General features: G+C 66.9%; 17 protein-coding genes and 1 pseudogene. 8 read left to right on the top strand and 10 right to left on the bottom strand.

Annotated features, from left to right (window positions below):
* Positions 1–108 precede the first annotated feature (108 nt).
* Complete coding sequence (locus F7O44_RS23095; protein ID WP_425501424.1) at positions 109–1,257, top strand: adenosine deaminase; 1,149 nt, start codon at positions 109–111, stop codon at positions 1,255–1,257.
* 99 nt (positions 1,258–1,356) lie between these two features.
* Here the strand turns inward: F7O44_RS23095 and F7O44_RS23090 are convergent, their stop codons facing one another.
* From F7O44_RS23090 to F7O44_RS23070, 5 genes are all read right to left on the bottom strand, one after another.
* Positions 1,357–1,560: a PspC domain-containing protein gene (locus F7O44_RS23090; RefSeq protein WP_162452667.1), complete on the bottom strand. Its 204-nt coding sequence runs from the start codon at positions 1,558–1,560 to the stop codon at positions 1,357–1,359.
* A gap of 92 nt (positions 1,561–1,652) precedes the next feature.
* Positions 1,653–3,614, bottom strand: a complete 1,962-nt coding sequence (locus tag F7O44_RS23085; RefSeq protein WP_162452666.1) for a TRAP transporter permease — start codon at positions 3,612–3,614, stop codon at positions 1,653–1,655.
* A gap of 41 nt (positions 3,615–3,655) precedes the next feature.
* On the bottom strand, positions 3,656–4,195 hold the full coding sequence (locus F7O44_RS23080) for a DUF1850 domain-containing protein (RefSeq protein ID WP_162452665.1): 540 nt from the start codon (positions 4,193–4,195) through the stop codon (positions 3,656–3,658).
* Positions 4,192–5,181 carry a TAXI family TRAP transporter solute-binding subunit gene (locus tag F7O44_RS23075; protein ID WP_425501423.1) on the bottom strand — a complete coding sequence of 330 codons (990 nt, stop codon included), beginning with the start codon at positions 5,179–5,181 and terminating at the stop codon, positions 4,192–4,194. Before F7O44_RS23075 ends, F7O44_RS23080 begins: the two co-directional genes overlap by 4 nt.
* Before the next feature lie 61 nt (positions 5,182–5,242).
* The gene (locus tag F7O44_RS23070) at positions 5,243–6,256 is read right to left on the bottom strand and encodes a TAXI family TRAP transporter solute-binding subunit (protein WP_162452663.1); all 1,014 of its coding nucleotides are present in this window, start codon (positions 6,254–6,256) and stop codon (positions 5,243–5,245) included.
* A 173-nt stretch (positions 6,257–6,429) separates the two neighbouring features.
* Between F7O44_RS23070 and F7O44_RS30630 the strand changes: the two genes are divergently transcribed.
* Positions 6,430–7,422, top strand: a complete 993-nt coding sequence (locus F7O44_RS30630; protein ID WP_162452662.1) for a TAXI family TRAP transporter solute-binding subunit — start codon at positions 6,430–6,432, stop codon at positions 7,420–7,422.
* A 13-nt stretch (positions 7,423–7,435) separates the two neighbouring features.
* On the opposite strand, the pseudogene F7O44_RS23060 reads toward F7O44_RS30630, so the two are convergent.
* Together F7O44_RS23060 and F7O44_RS23055 are read right to left on the bottom strand one after the other, a co-directional pair.
* Positions 7,436–8,602, bottom strand: a pseudogene (locus F7O44_RS23060) (HAMP domain-containing sensor histidine kinase); the annotation flags it as partial.
* Positions 8,603–8,798: 196 nt separating this feature from the next.
* Positions 8,799–9,476: a response regulator transcription factor gene (locus tag F7O44_RS23055; protein WP_162452660.1), complete on the bottom strand. Its 678-nt coding sequence runs from the start codon at positions 9,474–9,476 to the stop codon at positions 8,799–8,801.
* Positions 9,477–9,688: 212 nt separating this feature from the next.
* On the opposite strand from F7O44_RS23055, the gene F7O44_RS23050 reads away from it, so the two are divergent.
* The 6 genes from F7O44_RS23050 (at position 9,689) to F7O44_RS23025 (ending at position 13,451) form a co-directional block, all read left to right on the top strand.
* A complete protein-coding gene (locus tag F7O44_RS23050) occupies positions 9,689–10,024 on the top strand; it encodes a PadR family transcriptional regulator (RefSeq protein ID WP_162452659.1) in 336 nt (111 codons plus the stop codon).
* On the top strand, positions 10,021–11,244 hold the full coding sequence (locus tag F7O44_RS29480; protein ID WP_187361580.1) for a hypothetical protein: 1,224 nt from the start codon (positions 10,021–10,023) through the stop codon (positions 11,242–11,244). The genes F7O44_RS23050 and F7O44_RS29480 overlap by 4 nt, the downstream gene beginning before the upstream one ends.
* Before the next feature lie 70 nt (positions 11,245–11,314).
* Complete coding sequence (locus tag F7O44_RS23040) at positions 11,315–11,539, top strand: hypothetical protein (RefSeq protein ID WP_162452658.1); 225 nt, start codon at positions 11,315–11,317, stop codon at positions 11,537–11,539.
* 61 nt (positions 11,540–11,600) lie between these two features.
* A complete protein-coding gene (locus F7O44_RS23035; RefSeq protein ID WP_162452657.1) occupies positions 11,601–12,056 on the top strand; it encodes a GyrI-like domain-containing protein in 456 nt (151 codons plus the stop codon).
* A 48-nt stretch (positions 12,057–12,104) separates the two neighbouring features.
* Positions 12,105–12,551 carry a DUF1801 domain-containing protein gene (locus F7O44_RS23030; protein ID WP_162452656.1) on the top strand — a complete coding sequence of 149 codons (447 nt, stop codon included), beginning with the start codon at positions 12,105–12,107 and terminating at the stop codon, positions 12,549–12,551.
* A gap of 6 nt (positions 12,552–12,557) precedes the next feature.
* Positions 12,558–13,451, top strand: coding sequence for an AraC family transcriptional regulator (locus F7O44_RS23025; RefSeq protein ID WP_162452655.1), 894 nt, complete (start codon positions 12,558–12,560; stop codon positions 13,449–13,451).
* An 83-nt stretch (positions 13,452–13,534) separates the two neighbouring features.
* Here the strand turns inward: F7O44_RS23025 and F7O44_RS23020 are convergent, their stop codons facing one another.
* From F7O44_RS23020 to deoC, 3 genes are all read right to left on the bottom strand, one after another.
* Positions 13,535–14,407, bottom strand: a complete 873-nt coding sequence (locus F7O44_RS23020) for an aldehyde dehydrogenase family protein (protein ID WP_162452654.1) — start codon at positions 14,405–14,407, stop codon at positions 13,535–13,537.
* A 114-nt stretch (positions 14,408–14,521) separates the two neighbouring features.
* Positions 14,522–15,976 carry an aldehyde dehydrogenase family protein gene (locus tag F7O44_RS23015; protein WP_162452653.1) on the bottom strand — a complete coding sequence of 485 codons (1,455 nt, stop codon included), beginning with the start codon at positions 15,974–15,976 and terminating at the stop codon, positions 14,522–14,524.
* Positions 15,977–16,015: 39 nt separating this feature from the next.
* Positions 16,016–16,966: a deoxyribose-phosphate aldolase gene (deoC, locus tag F7O44_RS23010; protein WP_174255974.1), complete on the bottom strand. Its 951-nt coding sequence runs from the start codon at positions 16,964–16,966 to the stop codon at positions 16,016–16,018.
* Positions 16,967–17,088: the final 122 nt, after the last annotated feature.

The raw sequence follows: 17,088 nt of genomic DNA, 5'->3' as shown, positions 1-17,088 counted from the left end.
GGTGCCCCGCTGGTCCTCCCCGGGGGTGTGTGTGCCGGGGTGCCCACCCCCACCCCACTGACGATCACGGGGGAGGGGGCCGGGGGACGGCGGTCCCGGATGCGTGTAATGGCGGCCACGGGGGCGTGTAACGTCGCAAGCATGAGTCCTACGCCTGAGGAAATCCGCTCCGCTCCGAAGGTTGTCCTGCACGATCACCTCGACGGCGGGCTCCGGCCGGAAACCATCGTCGACCTGGCGGCCGACCACGGCCACGAGCTGCCGGTCCCCGACGCGGACGGACTGCGGACCTGGTTCGTCGACTCCGCAGATTCCGGTTCGCTCGACCGGTACCTGGAGACCTTCCAGCACACGGTGGGCGTCATGCAGACCCGTGAGGCGCTCGTCCGGGTCGCCGCGGAGTGTGCCGAAGACCTAGCCGCGGACGGCGTCGTCTATGCCGAGGTTCGTTACGCTCCTGAGCTGCACCTCGACCGCGAACTGAGCCTGGACGATGTCGTCGAAGCCGTTCAGGAGGGGTTCCGGCAGGGCGAGCAGCGTGCCGCCGAGGCCGGTCGCCCCGTCAAGGTGGCCACACTTCTCACCGCGATGCGGCACGCGGCGCGCTCCAGAGAGATCGCCGAACTGGTCATCCGGTACCGCGAGGCGGGGGTCGTGGGGTTCGACATCGCGGGCGCGGAGGCGGGTTTCCCGCCCACCCGCCATCTCGACGCGTTCGAATTCCTGCGACGGGAGAACGCGCATTTCACCATCCACGCCGGTGAGGCGTTCGGGTTGCCATCCATCTGGGAGGCGTTGCAGTGGTGCGGCGCGGACCGGCTGGGGCACGGTGTGCGTATCGTCGACGACATCACGATGAGCGATGCCGGTCAGCCTGTCCTGGGCCGCTTGGCCGCGTACGTGCGAGACAAGCGGATCCCGCTGGAGTTGTGTCCGTCGTCGAACATCCAGACCGGCGCGGCGTCGTCGATCGCCGAGCATCCGTTCGGCCTCCTGGCGAAGCTTCGGTTCCGGGTGACGGTCAACACCGACAACCGGCTCATGAGCGCGACGTCGATGTCGCGTGAGTTCAGCGTGCTTGCCGAGGCTTTCGGTTACGACCTGAGCGACTTCCAATGGTTCACGGTGAATGCGTTGAAGAGCGCTTTCATCCCGTTCGACGAGCGGTTGGCGCTGATCAACGACGTCGTGAAGCCCGGTTACGCCGCGTTGGTGGCGCAACGGACGCTGGCACATCTCCGGCCTGCGTCCCGGTGATCGTGAGCCGAATATCGCGCTAAATTACGGCTGAAATGCGCTCACGATCACCTCTCCGCGACAGTAATGCGCTCACGATCACCGATCGCGGAGCGACTGTTAGTCACTCGGGATGACGATCCACAGGGCGAGGTAGATGATCACGCTCGGGCCAGGGAGCAGACACGAGATCAGGGCCAGCACACGCACCGTCGTCGGGCTCATGCCGAACCGCCGGGCCAGCCCGGCACACACCCCGCCGAGCATGCGTCCGTTGCGGGGACGGGACAGTCCTCTGCGGCTGGGGGAGTAGTAACTGTTCATGTCTCCACGCTACGTCCGCGGTGCGCCGCACGTGTCGGTCTTCGGGATGGCGCCGCCCTGATCCGAGAGCTCGGGGATGTCCCGGACGGGAGTCATGGTGTGGTGGCGCGGCGGTAGCTGTGCACCTGCGACACCACGACGCCGAGCGCCAGCACAGCCCCGATGACGTCGGTCAGCGTGGTCGGTGCCAGTAGCAGCGCGGTGGCGCCGGCGGCGGCCACCCGTTCGACGACGGTGGTCTTGCGCAGCCAGAACCCCTCGATGGCCACGGCGAAGGTCAGCAAGCCAACCAGGCCGCTGAGCACCGCGACGACGATCTCGGACAACGTGCCGTTGAGCAGCAGCGGCGAATACGCCATGAGCAGCGGTATCAGGTACAGACCCTTTGAGAACTTCCACGCCGCGACCCCGGTACGCATCGGACTCGACCCGGCGATGCCGGATGCGGCGAATCCAGCCAGGGCGATGGGCGGCGTGACGTTCGAGTCCTGGCTGTACCAGTAGACGATCATGTGGGCGACGATCACTGGCAGTCCCAGATCATCCAGCGCGGGTACGGCGAGCACCGCGACGACGATGTACGACGCCGTGACCGGCAGGCCCATGCCGAGCACCAGTGAGGCCAGCGCCACCATGATGAGGGTGGGGAACAGGTGGCCCCCACCGACGCTCACGACCATGCTGGAGAACTTCAGCCCGAGCCCGGTGAGCCCGACGACGCCCACGATGATCCCCGCCGCCGCGGTGGCGACCGTGACGCCCAACGTGTTACGGGCCGCCAGCATGAACACCTCGGCGACGTCCCTGACGTTCAGCCGGCTGCTGGCGCGCAACATCGCCACGCCGAACAACACGGCGGTCGCATACAGCCCGGCCAGCAGCGGCGTCATGTATTGCGTCAGGAGGTACACGAGCAGGACGAACGGAATAAGGAAGTGGAAGCCTCCGGCCATCACCGCGCGCAGCCGCGGCAGGCTCTCCTTGGGCAGCCCCTGGATACCGTGCCGGCGAGCCACGATGTCGACGAAGAGGAAGATCACCGCGAAGTACATGATGGCCGGGATGATCGCGATCTTGACGATCTCCGTGTACGGAACCCCGAGGAGCTCGGCCATCACGAACGCTCCGGCGCCCATGATCGGCGGTAGCAGCTGGCCGCCGGTGGACGCCGCGGCCTCGACTCCGCCCGCCTCGTGCGGCTTGTAGCCGACCTTCTTCATCATCGGGATGGTGAAGGCGCCGGTGGTGACCGTGTTGGCGATCGCGCTGCCGGACACCGAGCCCATCATGGCGCTGCCGACCACGGCGCCCTTGGCGGGACCGCCGCGGTACTTCCCGGTCAGGGTGTAGGCGATGTCGATGAAGAACGCTCCGCCGCCGGTCTTCTGCAGCATCGCCCCGAAGAAGATGAACATGAACACGAAGGTCGCCGCCACGCCGAGGGCCAGGCCGTAGATGCCCTCCTGGAACAGATACGTGTGGTAGACGATGCGCTGGAAGGTGTAGCCGTCGTGGTGGAGTAGACCTGGCAGCAGCGGCCCGATCCACGCATAGAACAAGAAGCAGAACACCAGCACCGACATGAACAGCCCGATCACCCGCCGGCAGGCTTCGAGCAGTATCAGGATCGTCACGGTGCCCATGGCCAGATCCATCGTGGTGGGCGCACCCTGGCGGCCGACGATCTCGTCGAAGAGCAGCACGATGTAGAGGCTGACCATCATCGCGGCGGCCACGAGCAACAGGTCGACGACGGCCATCGGCGCCGAACGCGCCCACGCCCGCTTGCCGGCCGGCCGGAGCAGGAAGACCAGCACCAGCACGAACATCAGGTGCAGGACACGCTGCAGGAACGCATCAAGATCCAGGCTGATGGCGGTGTACAGCTGGAAGCAGCCCAAGCCGATGGCGATGAGCAGGACGGCGTAGGCGGCGACGACCCCCACCGGACCGTCGCCCCAGCGGGCGGTTCCCAGCTGCCGCCACAGCGGCGCATCTCGGCCGTCCGGTTCGGCCGTTTCAGCGTGCTGGTCCGCTGGTGTGCTGAGGCTCATGCCGCTCTCCTCGGTTTCGAGACTCCGGTCGGCCCGGGTTTTCACGCCGCGCACCCCGGTGACTGAAACCACAGGGCGGCACGGTGCAGGGTTGAGAGCCGGTCCGGACGGACGGTGACCCGTTGCCCGGCCCAGCACTGTGACAAGGGGATGATCTGTTCGGCGTGGTGAAGGCGGTGGTCGACGCTTTCGCTACCGGCCCGGATCAACAGCTCCCCGATGTGGCGGTTCATGCCGGTGATCTCCCACCATTCGCCGGCGTCCTGCCCACGGCCGATGCCGGCGATGTGTCCCATGCCGGCGCCGAACTGTTGCAGCCTGGTGGAGTCTTGGACGATGTGACCGTCGTCGACGTGATACCAGTCCTCGACCGGCAGGTGATCGAGTGAATGCACGAAACTCACCGCGAACGGCTCGCCGTCGCGCAGGGGCAGATATTGGACCGGTCCGTCGTCGGGGCCGACGGTGAGCACCGGCCAGACCGGCAGGACCAGCGCAATGATTGCGGTGACGACGATGAGCGCCGCGGCCGCGACGGCAGATCGTGCGCGGGGGCGAGCGGAGCACACGTCGCTGGTCATCCGCCGGTGCCCGGCTTGAGTTCCTCGGGAACCGTGAAGCCTTGTTCCTCGGCGTACCTCACCAGCCCGGGATGCAACGGAACCGGACTGTTGCGTAGCGAGGCCAGCGTCAGGTAGCGAGCGCCGCTGTCGTACACCTGGCTGATGGCATCGACGTTCTCGTACAAGGTCTTGGCGAGTTCGTAGCCTCGTTCCTCGGACATCTCCGGGCTGACGGCCACGACGTTCCACAACGCGATGGTCAGCACGTCGTGCTCCACCGTTGCGTATGTACCCGCCCGGATCGTGTGTGTCCGATAGAAGGGATGTCGCCGCGTGACCTGCTCGCGTTCGTCGTCGCAGACCGGGATCAGGTGGATCGGGGAGGTTGCCTCGAGTTCGCTCAGCGAGGCGTGTTCCTCTCCGACCACCCACGAGCCCGCCTCGATCTCGCCCTCGAGCAATGCCCGTGCGGTGTCGGCGTAGGCGTACTGCTCCCGGGTGATGTCGGACTCCGGTGAGAGGTCCAACGCGTCGAAGACGAGGTTGGTGGCGAGTTCGTTGCCGCTGCCGGCTGCCCCGACGGAGAAGCGATGGCCGGCGATGTCGCCGAAGCAGTCGAGCCCGATGTCCGCATGAACCGACGCCAGCGAAACCGCGTGGTAGACGTTCGGGTACAGCACCATCAGGCTCTGCGATTCAATGGCGTCCCCGGTGAACTCGCCATTGGCGTGGTAAGCCTGATAGACGACGTCTCCTTGGGCGATGGCCAGGTCGCTGTCGCCGCGGCCGAGCAGTCGCATGTTCTCGACCGACGCCCCAGTGGCTTCCACGCTGGCGCTCAGCCCGTCGATCTCGCCGTTGATGATCTCCGACATCGCTCCACCTACCGGGTAGTAGATGCCGGAGGTGGTCCCCGTCGCGATCGACAGCCGGTTCGGCTCGTCGTCGCTGCCGGGCGGGCCTGACGAGGAACAGGCCGTCGCGCAAACAGCGGCACAGGTCACGGCGCACGTCACGATGGTCTGAGCGCCGCCGCGAGTTCGGCATGCCACGACGTGGTCCTGCCTACGGCCGGAGCTCATCCGGGATCGTCACGCCCTGTTCCTCGGCGTACTTGATCACCCCCGGATGCAGCGGGACTGGGCTGAACTCGAGCGTCTCCAGGTTCAGGTACTCCTCGCCGGCGGCGTAGACCTGGTTGATCGAGCCGACGTTCTCGTAGAGCGTCTTCGCCAGTTCGTAGCCGCGCTCTTCGGACATGTCCGGGCTGACGGCCACGATGTTCCACAACGCGATGGTCTGTACGTCGTCGGTCACGGTCGAATACGTGCCCGCGTCGATCGTGTGCGGTGTGTAGAACGGGTGCTCGTCGGTCACCTGGCTGACTTCGTCGTCGCAGATGGGGATCAGGTGGATGGGGTTCGTGGCTTCGAGTTCTCCCAGTGAGCCGTGGCCTTCGCCGACCACCCAGGAGCCCGCGTCGACCTGGCCGTCGCGAAGCGCTCGGGCAGTCTCGGCGTAGGCGTAGCGCTGCCGGGATATGTCCGAGTCAGGGGACATGCCCAACGCGTCGAAGACGAGATTGGTGGCGAGCTCGTTTCCGCTTCCCGGTGCGCCCACGGAGAAGCGGTGACCGGCGATGTCGCTGAAGCAGTTGAGCTCGAGATTCTCATGAATCGACTCCAGGGACACCGCGTGGTACACGTTCGGATACAGCACCATCAGGCTCTGGTTCTCGATCGCGCCGTCCTCGAACTCGCCCGCGCCGTGGAAGGCCTGGTAGGCGGCGTCGCCCTGGACGATGGCCAGGTCGCTGTCGCCGCTGTTGAGCAGCCGCAGGTTCTCGACCGACGCGCCCGTCGCCTCCGCGCTGGCGCTGACGTCGTCGAGTTCGCCGTTGATGATCTCTGACATAGCCCCGCCAACCGGGTAGTAGATGCCGGAGGTGGTGCCCGTGGCGATGGAAAGGCTGCCGGAGTCTTCGTCACTGCTCTGGTCGGCCGGTTGGGAACATGCGGTGAGAATCAGCGCGGACCCGGCGACGGCGGCCAGCGCGGCGGTGAAAGATCGGGGTTGCATGGGTGCTCCTTCTCGTCGTTGAGCGTCGTGTGGAGTGACCCGGGTCACGGCGACGCCACGGACGGTATCGGCAGATGTGGGCGTTTGTAGCCGGTGATGACGGCAGAGTTGAGGAAGGTTTGAGCTTCGCTGGCCTAGTGCTTCGTGCCGGATAGTCACTAGGGTCACGTGGCATGAAACGGCTCTTGGAACCCGCGCGAATAGGGAGCCGCCCCTATTCGCGCGGGTTCTTAGCCACTCTCAGCGCGGGCGCTGCCTTGCTGGTGGGGTTGGCGGCGTGTTCGGAACCGGGACCGTCCGGCGACCTTCGGATCGCTACCGGTGGGCCGGGCGGGGTGTATTTCGACTACGGACACGGCATGGCCGACGCCGTGCGCGCGCATCTGCCCGATCTGAGCCCGGAGGTGCTCGAGACCGCCGCGTCGCTGGACAACATCCGCATGGTGGTCGGCGGCGACGCCGAAGTCGCGTTCAGCCTGGCCGACTCGGTGTCATTGGCGGTGAACGGCGACGACCCATTCGGCGAACCCCAGCCCGTGCGCGCCCTGGCTCGCCTGTACGACAACTACGTGCATTTCGTGGTGGCGGCCGAGTCCGACATCTGGTCCCTGGATGATCTGCGCGGACACCCCGTCTCGACCGGAGCGGCTGGGTCCGGTACCGAGGTGATCGTCGACCGGCTACTCGAGGTGGCTGCTATGGACCCGGCATCCGACATCATGCGCCATCGGCTGAACATCGACGAGTCAGCCGTTGCGCTCGCCGCCGGTGAGATCAGCGCGTTCTTCTTCTCCGCCGGGCTCCCTACGGCCGCGATCAGCGAGCTCGCCGACGCTGAGCGCATCCGGCTCATCGACCTGTCCGAACAGGTACCCCAGATGCGTGAGCGCTTCGGTGAGCTGTACTCCGAACGCAGCATTCCCCGGTCGATGTACGGGCTGGAAACGACGACGACCATCGGAGTGCCGAACTACCTGGTCGTGCGCGAGGACATGGACGAGTCGCTGGCGTATGAGCTGACAGCGCTGCTGTTCAACGCCCGGGACGAACTGGCACGGGCGCATCAGGAGGCCCGTCGGCTGAACCTTCGGGCGGCCTTCTCGACGTATCCGGTAGAGCTGCATGCAGGGGCGATTCGGTATTACCGGGCGGCCCGGTCGGGCTGATCCGGAGCCGGATCCTGGCGTCGAGGCCGTGTGGCTCGGCATGAAGCAGGGCCAAGTCGCCGCCGCATGCGCTGATCAGCTCGTGCACGATCGCCAGGCCGAGGCCGGAGCCGGGGGTGTTCTGGTGCGCCGGGCTACGCCAGAACCGTTCGGTGGCGTGCGCGCGTTCCTCCTCGTCCAGCCCCGGGCCGTCGTCGGTCACGTGGATCTCCGCCCGGCCGTCGTCGGACAACGCGGTGCCGATGGTGATCTCCCCATCGGGCGAGCCGAACTTCAGCGCATTGTCGATCAGCGCATCCAGGACCTGTTCGAGAGCCTCCGGGGCGGCTAGCACCAGAGCATCGGCTCCTCCGGCCCGGAGCAGGCGAACGTTGTGCGTGGCGGTCATCGGCTCCCACGCGGTGACCCGCTCCTGGACGACCGCGTCGAGGTCGACCGCCGCGAGATCGAGCTCGGTCCCCTCCGCTCTGGCCAGCGCCAGCAGCCCGGACAGAATGCCGGCCAGCCGGGCTGTCTCGGCCATCGCCAGTCGATGCTCACGTTCGCCGCTGGGCCGCAAATGGTCCACGAGATTCTCCAGCCTAAGGCGGAGTACGCCCAGCGGCGTGCGCAGCTGATGGCTGGCATGCGAGACGAAGGCACGCTGCCGGGTCAGCGCACCGGTCACCGTGTCGGCCATGGTGTTGAACGAGCTGGCCAGCCGCCGCAACTCCGCCGGCCCTTCGTCCTCCGGAACCCGGGCGTCGAGTGTGCCGGCGCTGATGTCGTGCGCAACGCTGTCGAGGTCGTGCACCGGGCGCAGCGTCCAGCGGGCCAGGCCGACGGCCGCCAGGGTGGCCAGTCCCAGGGCCACGACGGCGATGGTGGCCAGCAGCGACCACTGGCGGAGGATCTGCGCGCGGAGCTCCTCGGTGTCGGCGACCGTGAGCGCGACTCCGATCACTTCGCCGCCCCGGCCCACTGGTTCAACCAGCACCAGCGGTTCCCGTTCCCACGGCCAGACCACCTGGTCGATGCCGGAGCGCTCGCCGGACAAGCCGGCGTCGATCTTGGTCTGAACGGCGTCATCCGAGAGAGGCAACTCCTCGCGAGAGGCAGTGATCACCTCGCGGTTGATGTCCAGTACGGCCGCGCCGACGGTGTACAGCTCGTCGTAGCGGGTCAGCTCCGCCGCCAGCATGACGGTTTCGCCCGACCGCAATGCCGGTTCGGCGAGAGAGGCGAACCGGGCGGTGTCGTTGAGCTGATCGATGAAGACCGCCTGTGTGTCACGGGTGGCGGTTGACGTCGCGTAGGGCACGGCGACGGCCACGAGAACGGCGGCCAGCATCAGCAGGTAGGCGAAGAGCAGCCGGCGGCGCATGTCGGCGCCCTGATCAGTCCGTGCCGGCCGTGGCGGGCACGACGGCCAGGCGGTATCCGACGCCCCGTACGGTCTGGATCAGCTCTGGCGCGCCGAGTTTGGCCCGCAGGCTGGCGACGTGGACTTCCAGCGTTCGCGCCACGCCGTGCCAGCTGGTCTGCCACACCTGGGTCATGATGTCCTCGCGGGTGAGCACCGTTCCGCCGGCCCGGACCAGAGCGGCGAGCAGATCGAATTCTTTGCGCGTCAGGGTGACCGATGTGTTGCCGCAGAAGACAGTGCGTTCGGAAAGGTCGATTTCGATGGGGCCGAGCCGGAGCCGTTGGCTGGGCGGTGCCTGGGCGCCGATCCGTCGTCGCACGGCGTCCATTCGGGCCGAAAGCTCTGCCATGCCGAACGGCTTGACGAGGTAATCGTCGGCGCCGTTGCGCAGGCCCAGGACACGCTGCGATTCCTCTCCGCGCGCCGTGATGGCGATGACACCTACCTGGCTGCGTTCGCGGATGCGGCGCAGCACCTGGATGCCGTCGATGTCCGGCAGGCCGAGGTCGAGGAGCACGAGGTCGGACGCCGGTGCGGCCAAGGCCTGTTCGCCGGATTCCGCGCGCACCACGTCATGGCCGTGCCGGCGCAGAGCCGTGCTCAGCGCATCGGCAAAGCTGTTGTCATCTTCGACGACCAGTACGCGCATATGTGTCGCGTATGTTACTGGACGTTCCAGGGACTGCCTTGTTCGCCAGGACACTGTGCATAGGCAGCCGGCTTGGTCGGTCAGAGACCGTCTTGACCAAGTGTGCGGATTTGATCAGGTGGATCGGCGCGTGTCGGCCTGTATTGGAATGCGGCGTGTAGTACTGTGCATACCTTAGTACTACACATCAGAACGTATCTGGGAGGGCAACGATGGACACCACCCAGCTCCTCAAGGGCGTACTCGACCTCGCAGTGCTGGCCGTCCTCCGGGATTCCGACGGCTACGGGTATGACGTCGTGCGCCGGCTACGTGCGGCCGGGCTCGACGAGGTCGCCGATGCCTCGGTCTATGGGACGCTGCGCCGCCTCTACCGGTCCGGCGCACTCACCACGTACCTGGTGCCGTCCGTGGAGGGGCCACATCGGAAGTACTACAGCCTGAACGGTGTCGGCCGGGACATGCTCCGGCGCTCCGGCAAGACATGGCACGAATTCGTCGGCACCATGGCAGGGTTGCTGGGTGACCAGGGCAAGGAGGCAGCGTGAACACTGATCGTGAGAGCATCCATCCCGTCATCGCCGCGTATACACACGCGGTCGTCGAGCAGCTCGGTGATCTCGACCCGGAAGAGCTGTCCGAGATGACCGCTGACCTGGGCGAGCATCTCGCCGCCGTCGGCGCTGAACTGGGTGAGGGGTTGTCCTGGGAGACGCTGACCGCTCGCCTCGGGACGCCCGTCCAGTACGCGGCCGAGCTCCGCGCGGCGGCCGGAATGGCCGACCTCAGCGCGCGGTCGCCGCGGGCCGGGACCATCAGGCGGGCGGTGCGCTTTCTGGCGGCGGTGGCGGCTACCTCGGCGGTTGTCTGCGCGGTGGTCGGCGTCGCCGGAATCTTGTTCGTCGGGCCCGAGACGGCCGGCTGGCTTGCCCTGTCGCTGATCAGCTCGATCGCCGCGGTGGCATGCGTCATGGCGCTTGTGCTGGGGGCCGAGGACCGCGACGCGGAGCTGCGCGGCATCCCGGGTAGCGCACACGTGTTGCGGGCTGAGCGGTGGCTCGGTCAGCAACCGTGGGGCGAACCCGCACTCGAGTACACCCGGTCGCTGCGCCCGGCCTGGTGGGCAGCGCGGGCGGCAGCCCTGGGCGCGGCTGTCGGGTACGCCAGCACGATGAGTCTCGGCCTGGCGGTCTTCCTGGTCGGTGTCGTCGGTTCGGTCTGGCTCGGGCTGCGCACCAGCCGGCAGCCACTCCTGGGCGGTCGCCGGGTGGCGCTCGGGGTCGTGAACACCGTTGCTGTCGTGCTCGGTGCGGTCGCTTTGTCGTCGGCCGTCGATTCGGACAGGACGACCGTTGTGGAGTACGTCAGCTACGCAGATGACGAATGGGACGAGGGCCACGGCGGCTGGGACGAGGAACACCCCGTCGACGACGTCTCCGAGCCGGCGGTCGCTCCCGACGATGAATGGTCGCAAGGCGGTGACGGGCAGGTGACGAACATTTTCCCGTACGGTCCGGACGGTGAGCTGCTCACCGGCGTCCGGCTGTTCGACCAAGACGGGACCCCTGTCGAGGTGCCGTGGATCGCCTGTGACGACGATGCAAGGGGCGTGGACTTCACGGTGCCGAGCCCCTGGGGAGCACACGTCTACCCCAGACTGTCGGGCAGCGATGACGAAGGCGAGTGCGGGCAGCCTGAGCTGCGTGCGCCGTTCGGGGAACAGCTGCCGGATCTCGAGCCCACGGGTTCGGAGGTAGAGGACAAGTAGAGCGGTGGGACGCCCGTGCTGGTGGCGAAAATGGCTTTGCTGCCCAGGCGGTGGTGAATAACCTTCGTCCATGGGTGCTCCGGAGGGATTCGACTACGCCGAGTACGCGGACGGGAGCATCGTCATCAGCCACCAAGGCCGCGACGTGACCAGACTGCGTGCCATGCGTGCGCAAGAGTTCCTCGACGAGGTCAGCGGCGGCGACCCCCAACAGGTGATGGCTCGCTGGACCGGCAACTACAAGCGGGGAAACGAGCGCACGGCGCGCAACCATCCGCGCAACCGCCGCCGCTGATCACACGCGCGGCCACGTACATGGCACGTATTGCACATCGCTGCCTCTTTACGATGAAGTCATGACGATCACTCCCCGGCAGTTTCGCGCAGAGACTTTCACCGTCCTCGGCGACGGGATCCGTACCAACGGTGCCGCGTCGGCTGCCGATATCCCGGCGCTGTGGAAGAAGGTCCTGACCGACGACGCCCTCAGCGCCGTGCCGGGACGCCTCGCCGACGACGTCTACGCCGTTTACACCAACCTCGAGCACGCTGGTCGCAGCAGAGAGGGCTGGTTCACCTTCATCATCGGGGTGGCTGTCGATCCCTCGACGATAATTCCGGAAGGTATGACAATGACCTCGGTCCCCGCTTCGGAGCGACTTGAATTCGCCGTCCCCGACCGTGATCCTGCACGCGTTCTGGAAGCCTGGAAAGCGGCCTGGGACTACGACGATGCGCGCAAGACGTTCATCTGCGAATACGAGCGGTACGGAGCCGACGGCTCAGTCTCCGTCAACCTCGGCGTGAACTGACATGAAGAGACGGAATCGCCGAAACGTCGCCCCGATGCCGGCTGCCCGATGAGTGCCGGCAACGAGATTTCCGGGCCGTGCCGCCCCGAGGTGGCAACGGCCTACGGGCAACTCGCCGCTCCTGTACGCGACGCGCTGCTGTCGGTGCGCGAGTTGATCTTCACGACCGTCATGGAGCTTCCGGCGACGGGCGGCGTGCGTGAGTACCTGGCGTGGGGGCAGCCCGCATACCGTCCTCTACGCGACGGGGTCGGGACGGCGATTCGACTCGGTGAGCACGGCCCTGGCGTGCCTGCACTGCTGGTCCATTGCCGAACGTCGCTCATTCAAGAGTTCCGGAGCTTCGCCGCGCGCATGGACTTCAGAGGCCGCAGGGCGGTGCTCCTGGACCCGGGAGGTCCGTTGCCGCTCGCCGAGCTCCGGATCATGATCGAGCTCGCATTCAGCTACCATGAGCGGCGAGGTGGCATGGTGCACGCGGGCGCAACTGGTTAGGCTGCGATGACCCAGGTTCGAACGTGGATCGAGTACGAAGAGCGATTCGACGCGGTCCTCACCCACATCTATGACCACCTGGATGAGCCCTTGGACCTGGTCAGGCTCGCCGAAGTCGCCGGGTTCTCCCCGAGGCACTGGCACCGAATCTTCGTGTCGGCGTTCGGTGAGTCCCTGCCCGCGCTCGTCAAGAGGGTGCGCCTCCAGCGGGCGGTATCCCTGTTGGTCTCGGGCACGATGCCCGTTCGCCGGATCGGGCGCGAGTGCGGCTATCCGGACCTTTCATCCTTCACCCGAGCGTTCAGGGCCGCAACGGGGACCACCCCGGCCCAGTACCGCGATAGTGGAACGCACGTCGATCTTCGCCTGGCTCGCGCCCACATGGATCCCCAAGCCTTCGAGGCGGATGTGCGGGCGCTGCCGCCGGTCAAGTGCATCGCGGCACGACACCGCGGCTCCTATCTAACGATCGATCGGACATTCCACGACCTGCGAATTTGGCTCGCGGCTCACGGCCACGACCTTGCCGATCAGGAGATGTACGGCGTGTACCTCTCGGACCCGACCCGAACGGCGGAAGCGGACCTGGAGGCGATGGCGTGTGCGACCCGGCCGCCCGGACTTACCGGCGAGCTGGAACCGTTGTCGCCCGATGCGGTCGACGTCGAGTACTTCGCGATACGAGGCGGCCCGTACGCTGCGCTCACGCACGTCGGTGCCTATGCGGACATGCCCGACACATACAACTGGCTCTTCGGGCACTGGGTACCCCACAGCGGCCGTCAGCTCTCCGACGATCCGGTCGTCGAGCACTACGTCACGAACCCGCAGGACAATTCTCCGACCGCCAACACGGTCGAGTTGCTGCTCCCTCTCGTGCCAGACATCGCCGGGCGATAGCAGATCTTGGAGTCAGGCAGCGCGAGCGAACAGGCGAGTGGCAGCCGCCCGGTGTGGCCGATACGGGCGGCGCCGATGGCGGGTTAGATCCCCACCGGGTGCCAGACGGTCTTGGTCTCCAGGAACGACGTGATGCGATCCAGTCCGGGCAGGGCCATCCAGTCAGGCTCAGACGACGGCGTGCGCACCACCCGCTTGAGGTTCTCGGCCGCGGCCAGCTCCAGCTGCGCGGCGTGCTCGTCGTCGCCCGCGGCGCCGGCCAGGTCGATGGCGTTGACGTCCATGTGCGCCGCCAGCCATGGCGCGGTGTCACCCACCTGTCCCGTGAGGATGTTGACGACGCCGCCCGGCACATCGGACGTCGCCAGTACCTCGCTCAAGGTGATGGCCGGCAGCGGCCGCTCGAACGACGACGTCACCACGGCGGTGTTCCCGCCCGCGAGCACCGGCGCCACCACCGACACCAGTCCGAGCAGTGACGAACGCTGCGGCGCGAGCACCGCCACGACACCCGTCGGTTCCGGCACCGAGAAGTCGAAGTACGGCCCGGCCACCGGGTTGCTGGACCCCACCACCTGGGCGATCTTGTCCGTCCAACCGGCGTACCAGACCCACCTGTCGATAGCTTCGTCGACGGCGCGCTCGGCTTTGCTTCGGCTCAAGCCCTCACCGGCGGACACCTCGTCCACGAACTGTCCCCGGCGGCCTTCCATGACCTCCGCCACCCGGTACAGCACCTGTCCTCGGTTGTACGCCGTGGCGCCGGACCATCCGGGCAGCGCCTTGCGGGCCGCCGCCACCGCGTCGCGAGCGTCCTTGCGAGACGCCCAGGCGGCATTGGCCAGGAATCGGTCCTTGGCGTCGGTGACCTGGTAGGACCGCCCGGACTCCGAGCGGGGAAACTTCCCGCCGATGTACAGCTTGTACGTCTTCTTCACGGTCAGTCGTTCGCTCATCGGTGGACTCCCTGTTCAAGATCAAGTGCGTTCTGTGCGCCCAATGGGGGGTGTAACGCGCACTTGATCATGGCTGCTCGCTTGCTGCGCGGGCGGCGCCGCTCGTTCCTCGCGTCACCGGCCACTCCGCTCGCTCGACACCAGATACGCTCCGAGCCCGTGGCGGCCGCCCTCACGGCCGTACCCCGATTCCTTGTAACCGCCGAACGGCGATGTCGGGTCGAAGCGGTTGAACGTGTTGGCCCATACCACCCCGGCGCGGAGCTGCTGCGACATCCACAGGATGCGCGAACCCTTGTCGGTCCAGACCCCGGCGGAGAGCCCGAACGGCGTGTTGTTCGCCTTCTCGACCGCCTCGGCGGGAGTGCGGAAGGTCAGTACGGACAGGACCGGCCCGAAGATCTCCTCGCGGGCGATGCGGTGTGCCTGGGAAACCCCGGTGAAGACGGTGGGCGGGAACCAGAAGCCGCGATCCGGCAGGTCGCAGGCTGGTGACCAACGTTCGGCTCCTTCACTTTCGCCGACGTCGGACAGTGTGCGGACCCGCTCCAGCTGCTCGGCGGAGTTGATGGCGCCGACGTCGGTGTTCTTGTCCAGCGGATCGCCGACCCGGAGTGTGGCCAGGCGACGCTTGAGGCTGGCCAGGACGTCGTCGTACACCGACTCCTGGACGAGCAGCCGGGAGCCGGCACAGCAGACGTGTCCCTGGTTGAAGAAGATGCCGTTGACGATGCCCTCGATGGCTTGGTCGACAGGCGCGTCGTCGAAGATGATGTTCGCCGCCTTGCCGCCCAGCTCCAGCGTCGCCTTCTTGGCGGTTCCGGCGACACTGCGGGCAATCGCCTTGCCGACCTCGGTAGAACCGGTGAAGGCGACCTTGTCGACGTCGCCGTGTTCGACGAGCGCACGTCCGGTGGCGCCCGCACCGGTGATGATGTTCACCACCCCGGGCGGAAGGTCGGCCTGCTGACAGATCTCGGCGAAGAGCAGGGCGGTGAGCGGCGTGGTCTCGGCCGGCTTGAGGACGACGGTGTTGCCGGTGGCCAAGGCCGGAGCGATCTTCCACGCAAGCATCAGCAGCGGGAAGTTCCAGGGAATGACCTGCGCCGCGACTCCATAGGGGCGCGGATCTGGGCCGTACCCGGCGTACTCCAGTTTGTCCGCCCAGCCTGCGTAGTAGAAGAAATAGGCCGCGACGAGCGGGATGTCCACGTCGCGCGATTCGCGGATCGGCTTGCCGTTGTCGATGGACTCCAGCACCGCCAGCTCGCGCGAGCGTTCCTGGATCAGCCGCGCGATGCGGAACAAGTATTTGCCGCGGTCGCGGCCGGACATTGACGACCAGGTCTTCGCGTATGCGGCACGTGCAGCCGCGACCGCACGATCGATGTCGGTTTCGCCCGCCTCGGCGATCTCGGCCAGAACCTCTTCGGTGGCCGGGTTGACCGACTTGAACGACGTGCCATCAGCGGGGTCGACGAACTTGCCGTTGATGAACAGTCCGTAAGAGCTCCTGATGTCGACGACGGCACGCGATTCCGGCGCCGGTGCGTACTCGAACTTGGCCATAACACCCCAGGCTACCGTTCCGACGAGGGCGGCGGCTGGCTAGTCGAGGGTGAAGTAGTCCGGCCCGGCGTAGCGCCCGGTGGCCATCTTCTGGCGTTGCATCAGAAGATCGTTCAGCAGGCTGGAGGCGCCAATACGGAACCAGTCGGGGCTGAGCCAGTCTTCACCGGCGGTCTCGTTCACGAGCACCAGGTACCGGACGGCGTCCTTGGTAGTCCGGATCCCGCCAGCCGGTTTCACGCCGACCTGCCGGCCGGTGGCTTCGCGGAAGTCGCGCACAGCCTCGAGCATCACGAGCGTGACCGGCAGTGTTGCCGCTGGTGCGACCTTGCCGGTGCTGGTCTTGATGAAGTCGGCGCCGGCCAGCATCGCCAGCCACGAGGCGCGGCGGACGTTGTCGAACGTGGCGAGTTCACCGGTCTCCAGGATTACCTTGAGGTGCGCCTGCCCGCAGGCTTCCTTGACCGTGACGATCTCGTCGAACACCTGGCCGTACCGCCCGGAAAGGAACGCTCCGCGGTCGATCACCATGTCGACTTCGTCCGCGCCCGCGGCGACGGCGTCGCGGGTGTCGGCCTGCTTGACATCCAGGCTGGTGCGACCGGCCGGGAACGCGGTGGCGACACTGGCTACCTTGATGCCGCTGCTGCCCAGGGCCTCTTTGGCGGTGGCGACCAGGTCGGGATACACACAGATGGCGGCCACCTGAGGGACACTCGGATCCGATGGGTCCGGATGCTGCGCCTTGGCGCACAGAGCGCGGACCTTGCCCCGGGTGTCCTGGCCTTCCAGCGTCGTGAGGTCGATCATCGATATCGCGAGATCGATGGCGAACGCCTTGGCTGTGGTCTTGATCGAGCGCGTCGCGAGCCCGGCTGCCCGGGCTTCGGCTCCGACCTGATCGACTCCGGGCAGCCCGTGCAGAAACCGCCGCAGCGCTGCCTCCGACGACGTCACGTCCGCAATGCGCACCTCATCCAGCACAGTCATCTTGCCGAGTCTAGGCGCCGGCCAGTTCCGGCCGCAGTCCGGCAGCGATGTGCCCCCACCCGTTGATCATGGGCGAGTGACGCCTTTTCGCGCTCCGAAAGGTTGCATCCGCCCATGATCAA

Source organism: Phytoactinopolyspora mesophila (assembly GCF_010122465.1).
GTDB lineage: Bacteria > Actinomycetota > Actinomycetes > Jiangellales > Jiangellaceae > Phytoactinopolyspora > Phytoactinopolyspora mesophila.
Note: the sequence above shows the minus strand (reverse complement) of the source record. Positions and strands in the feature narration are given on the sequence as shown.

Bases quoted from the DNA above. Each gene is read 5' to 3' on its own strand.
- F7O44_RS23095 (WP_425501424.1), top strand. From the start codon at position 109: ATGGCGGCCACGGGGGCGTGTAACGTCGCAAGCATGAGTCCTACGCCT.
- F7O44_RS23090 (WP_162452667.1), bottom strand. From the start codon at position 1,560: ATGAACAGTTACTACTCCCCCAGCCGCAGAGGACTGTCCCGTCCCCGC.
- F7O44_RS23085 (WP_162452666.1), bottom strand. From the start codon at position 3,614: ATGAGCCTCAGCACACCAGCGGACCAGCACGCTGAAACGGCCGAACCG.
- F7O44_RS23080 (WP_162452665.1), bottom strand. From the start codon at position 4,195: ATGACCAGCGACGTGTGCTCCGCTCGCCCCCGCGCACGATCTGCCGTC.
- F7O44_RS23070 (WP_162452663.1), bottom strand. From the start codon at position 6,256: ATGCAACCCCGATCTTTCACCGCCGCGCTGGCCGCCGTCGCCGGGTCC.
- F7O44_RS30630 (WP_162452662.1), top strand. From the start codon at position 6,430: ATGAAACGGCTCTTGGAACCCGCGCGAATAGGGAGCCGCCCCTATTCG.
- F7O44_RS23055 (WP_162452660.1), bottom strand. From the start codon at position 9,476: ATGCGCGTACTGGTCGTCGAAGATGACAACAGCTTTGCCGATGCGCTG.
- F7O44_RS23050 (WP_162452659.1), top strand. From the start codon at position 9,689: ATGGACACCACCCAGCTCCTCAAGGGCGTACTCGACCTCGCAGTGCTG.
- F7O44_RS23040 (WP_162452658.1), top strand. From the start codon at position 11,315: ATGGGTGCTCCGGAGGGATTCGACTACGCCGAGTACGCGGACGGGAGC.
- F7O44_RS23035 (WP_162452657.1), top strand. From the start codon at position 11,601: ATGACGATCACTCCCCGGCAGTTTCGCGCAGAGACTTTCACCGTCCTC.
- F7O44_RS23030 (WP_162452656.1), top strand. From the start codon at position 12,105: ATGAGTGCCGGCAACGAGATTTCCGGGCCGTGCCGCCCCGAGGTGGCA.
- F7O44_RS23025 (WP_162452655.1), top strand. From the start codon at position 12,558: ATGACCCAGGTTCGAACGTGGATCGAGTACGAAGAGCGATTCGACGCG.
- F7O44_RS23020 (WP_162452654.1), bottom strand. From the start codon at position 14,407: ATGAGCGAACGACTGACCGTGAAGAAGACGTACAAGCTGTACATCGGC.
- F7O44_RS23015 (WP_162452653.1), bottom strand. From the start codon at position 15,976: ATGGCCAAGTTCGAGTACGCACCGGCGCCGGAATCGCGTGCCGTCGTC.
- deoC (WP_174255974.1), bottom strand. From the start codon at position 16,966: ATGACTGTGCTGGATGAGGTGCGCATTGCGGACGTGACGTCGTCGGAG.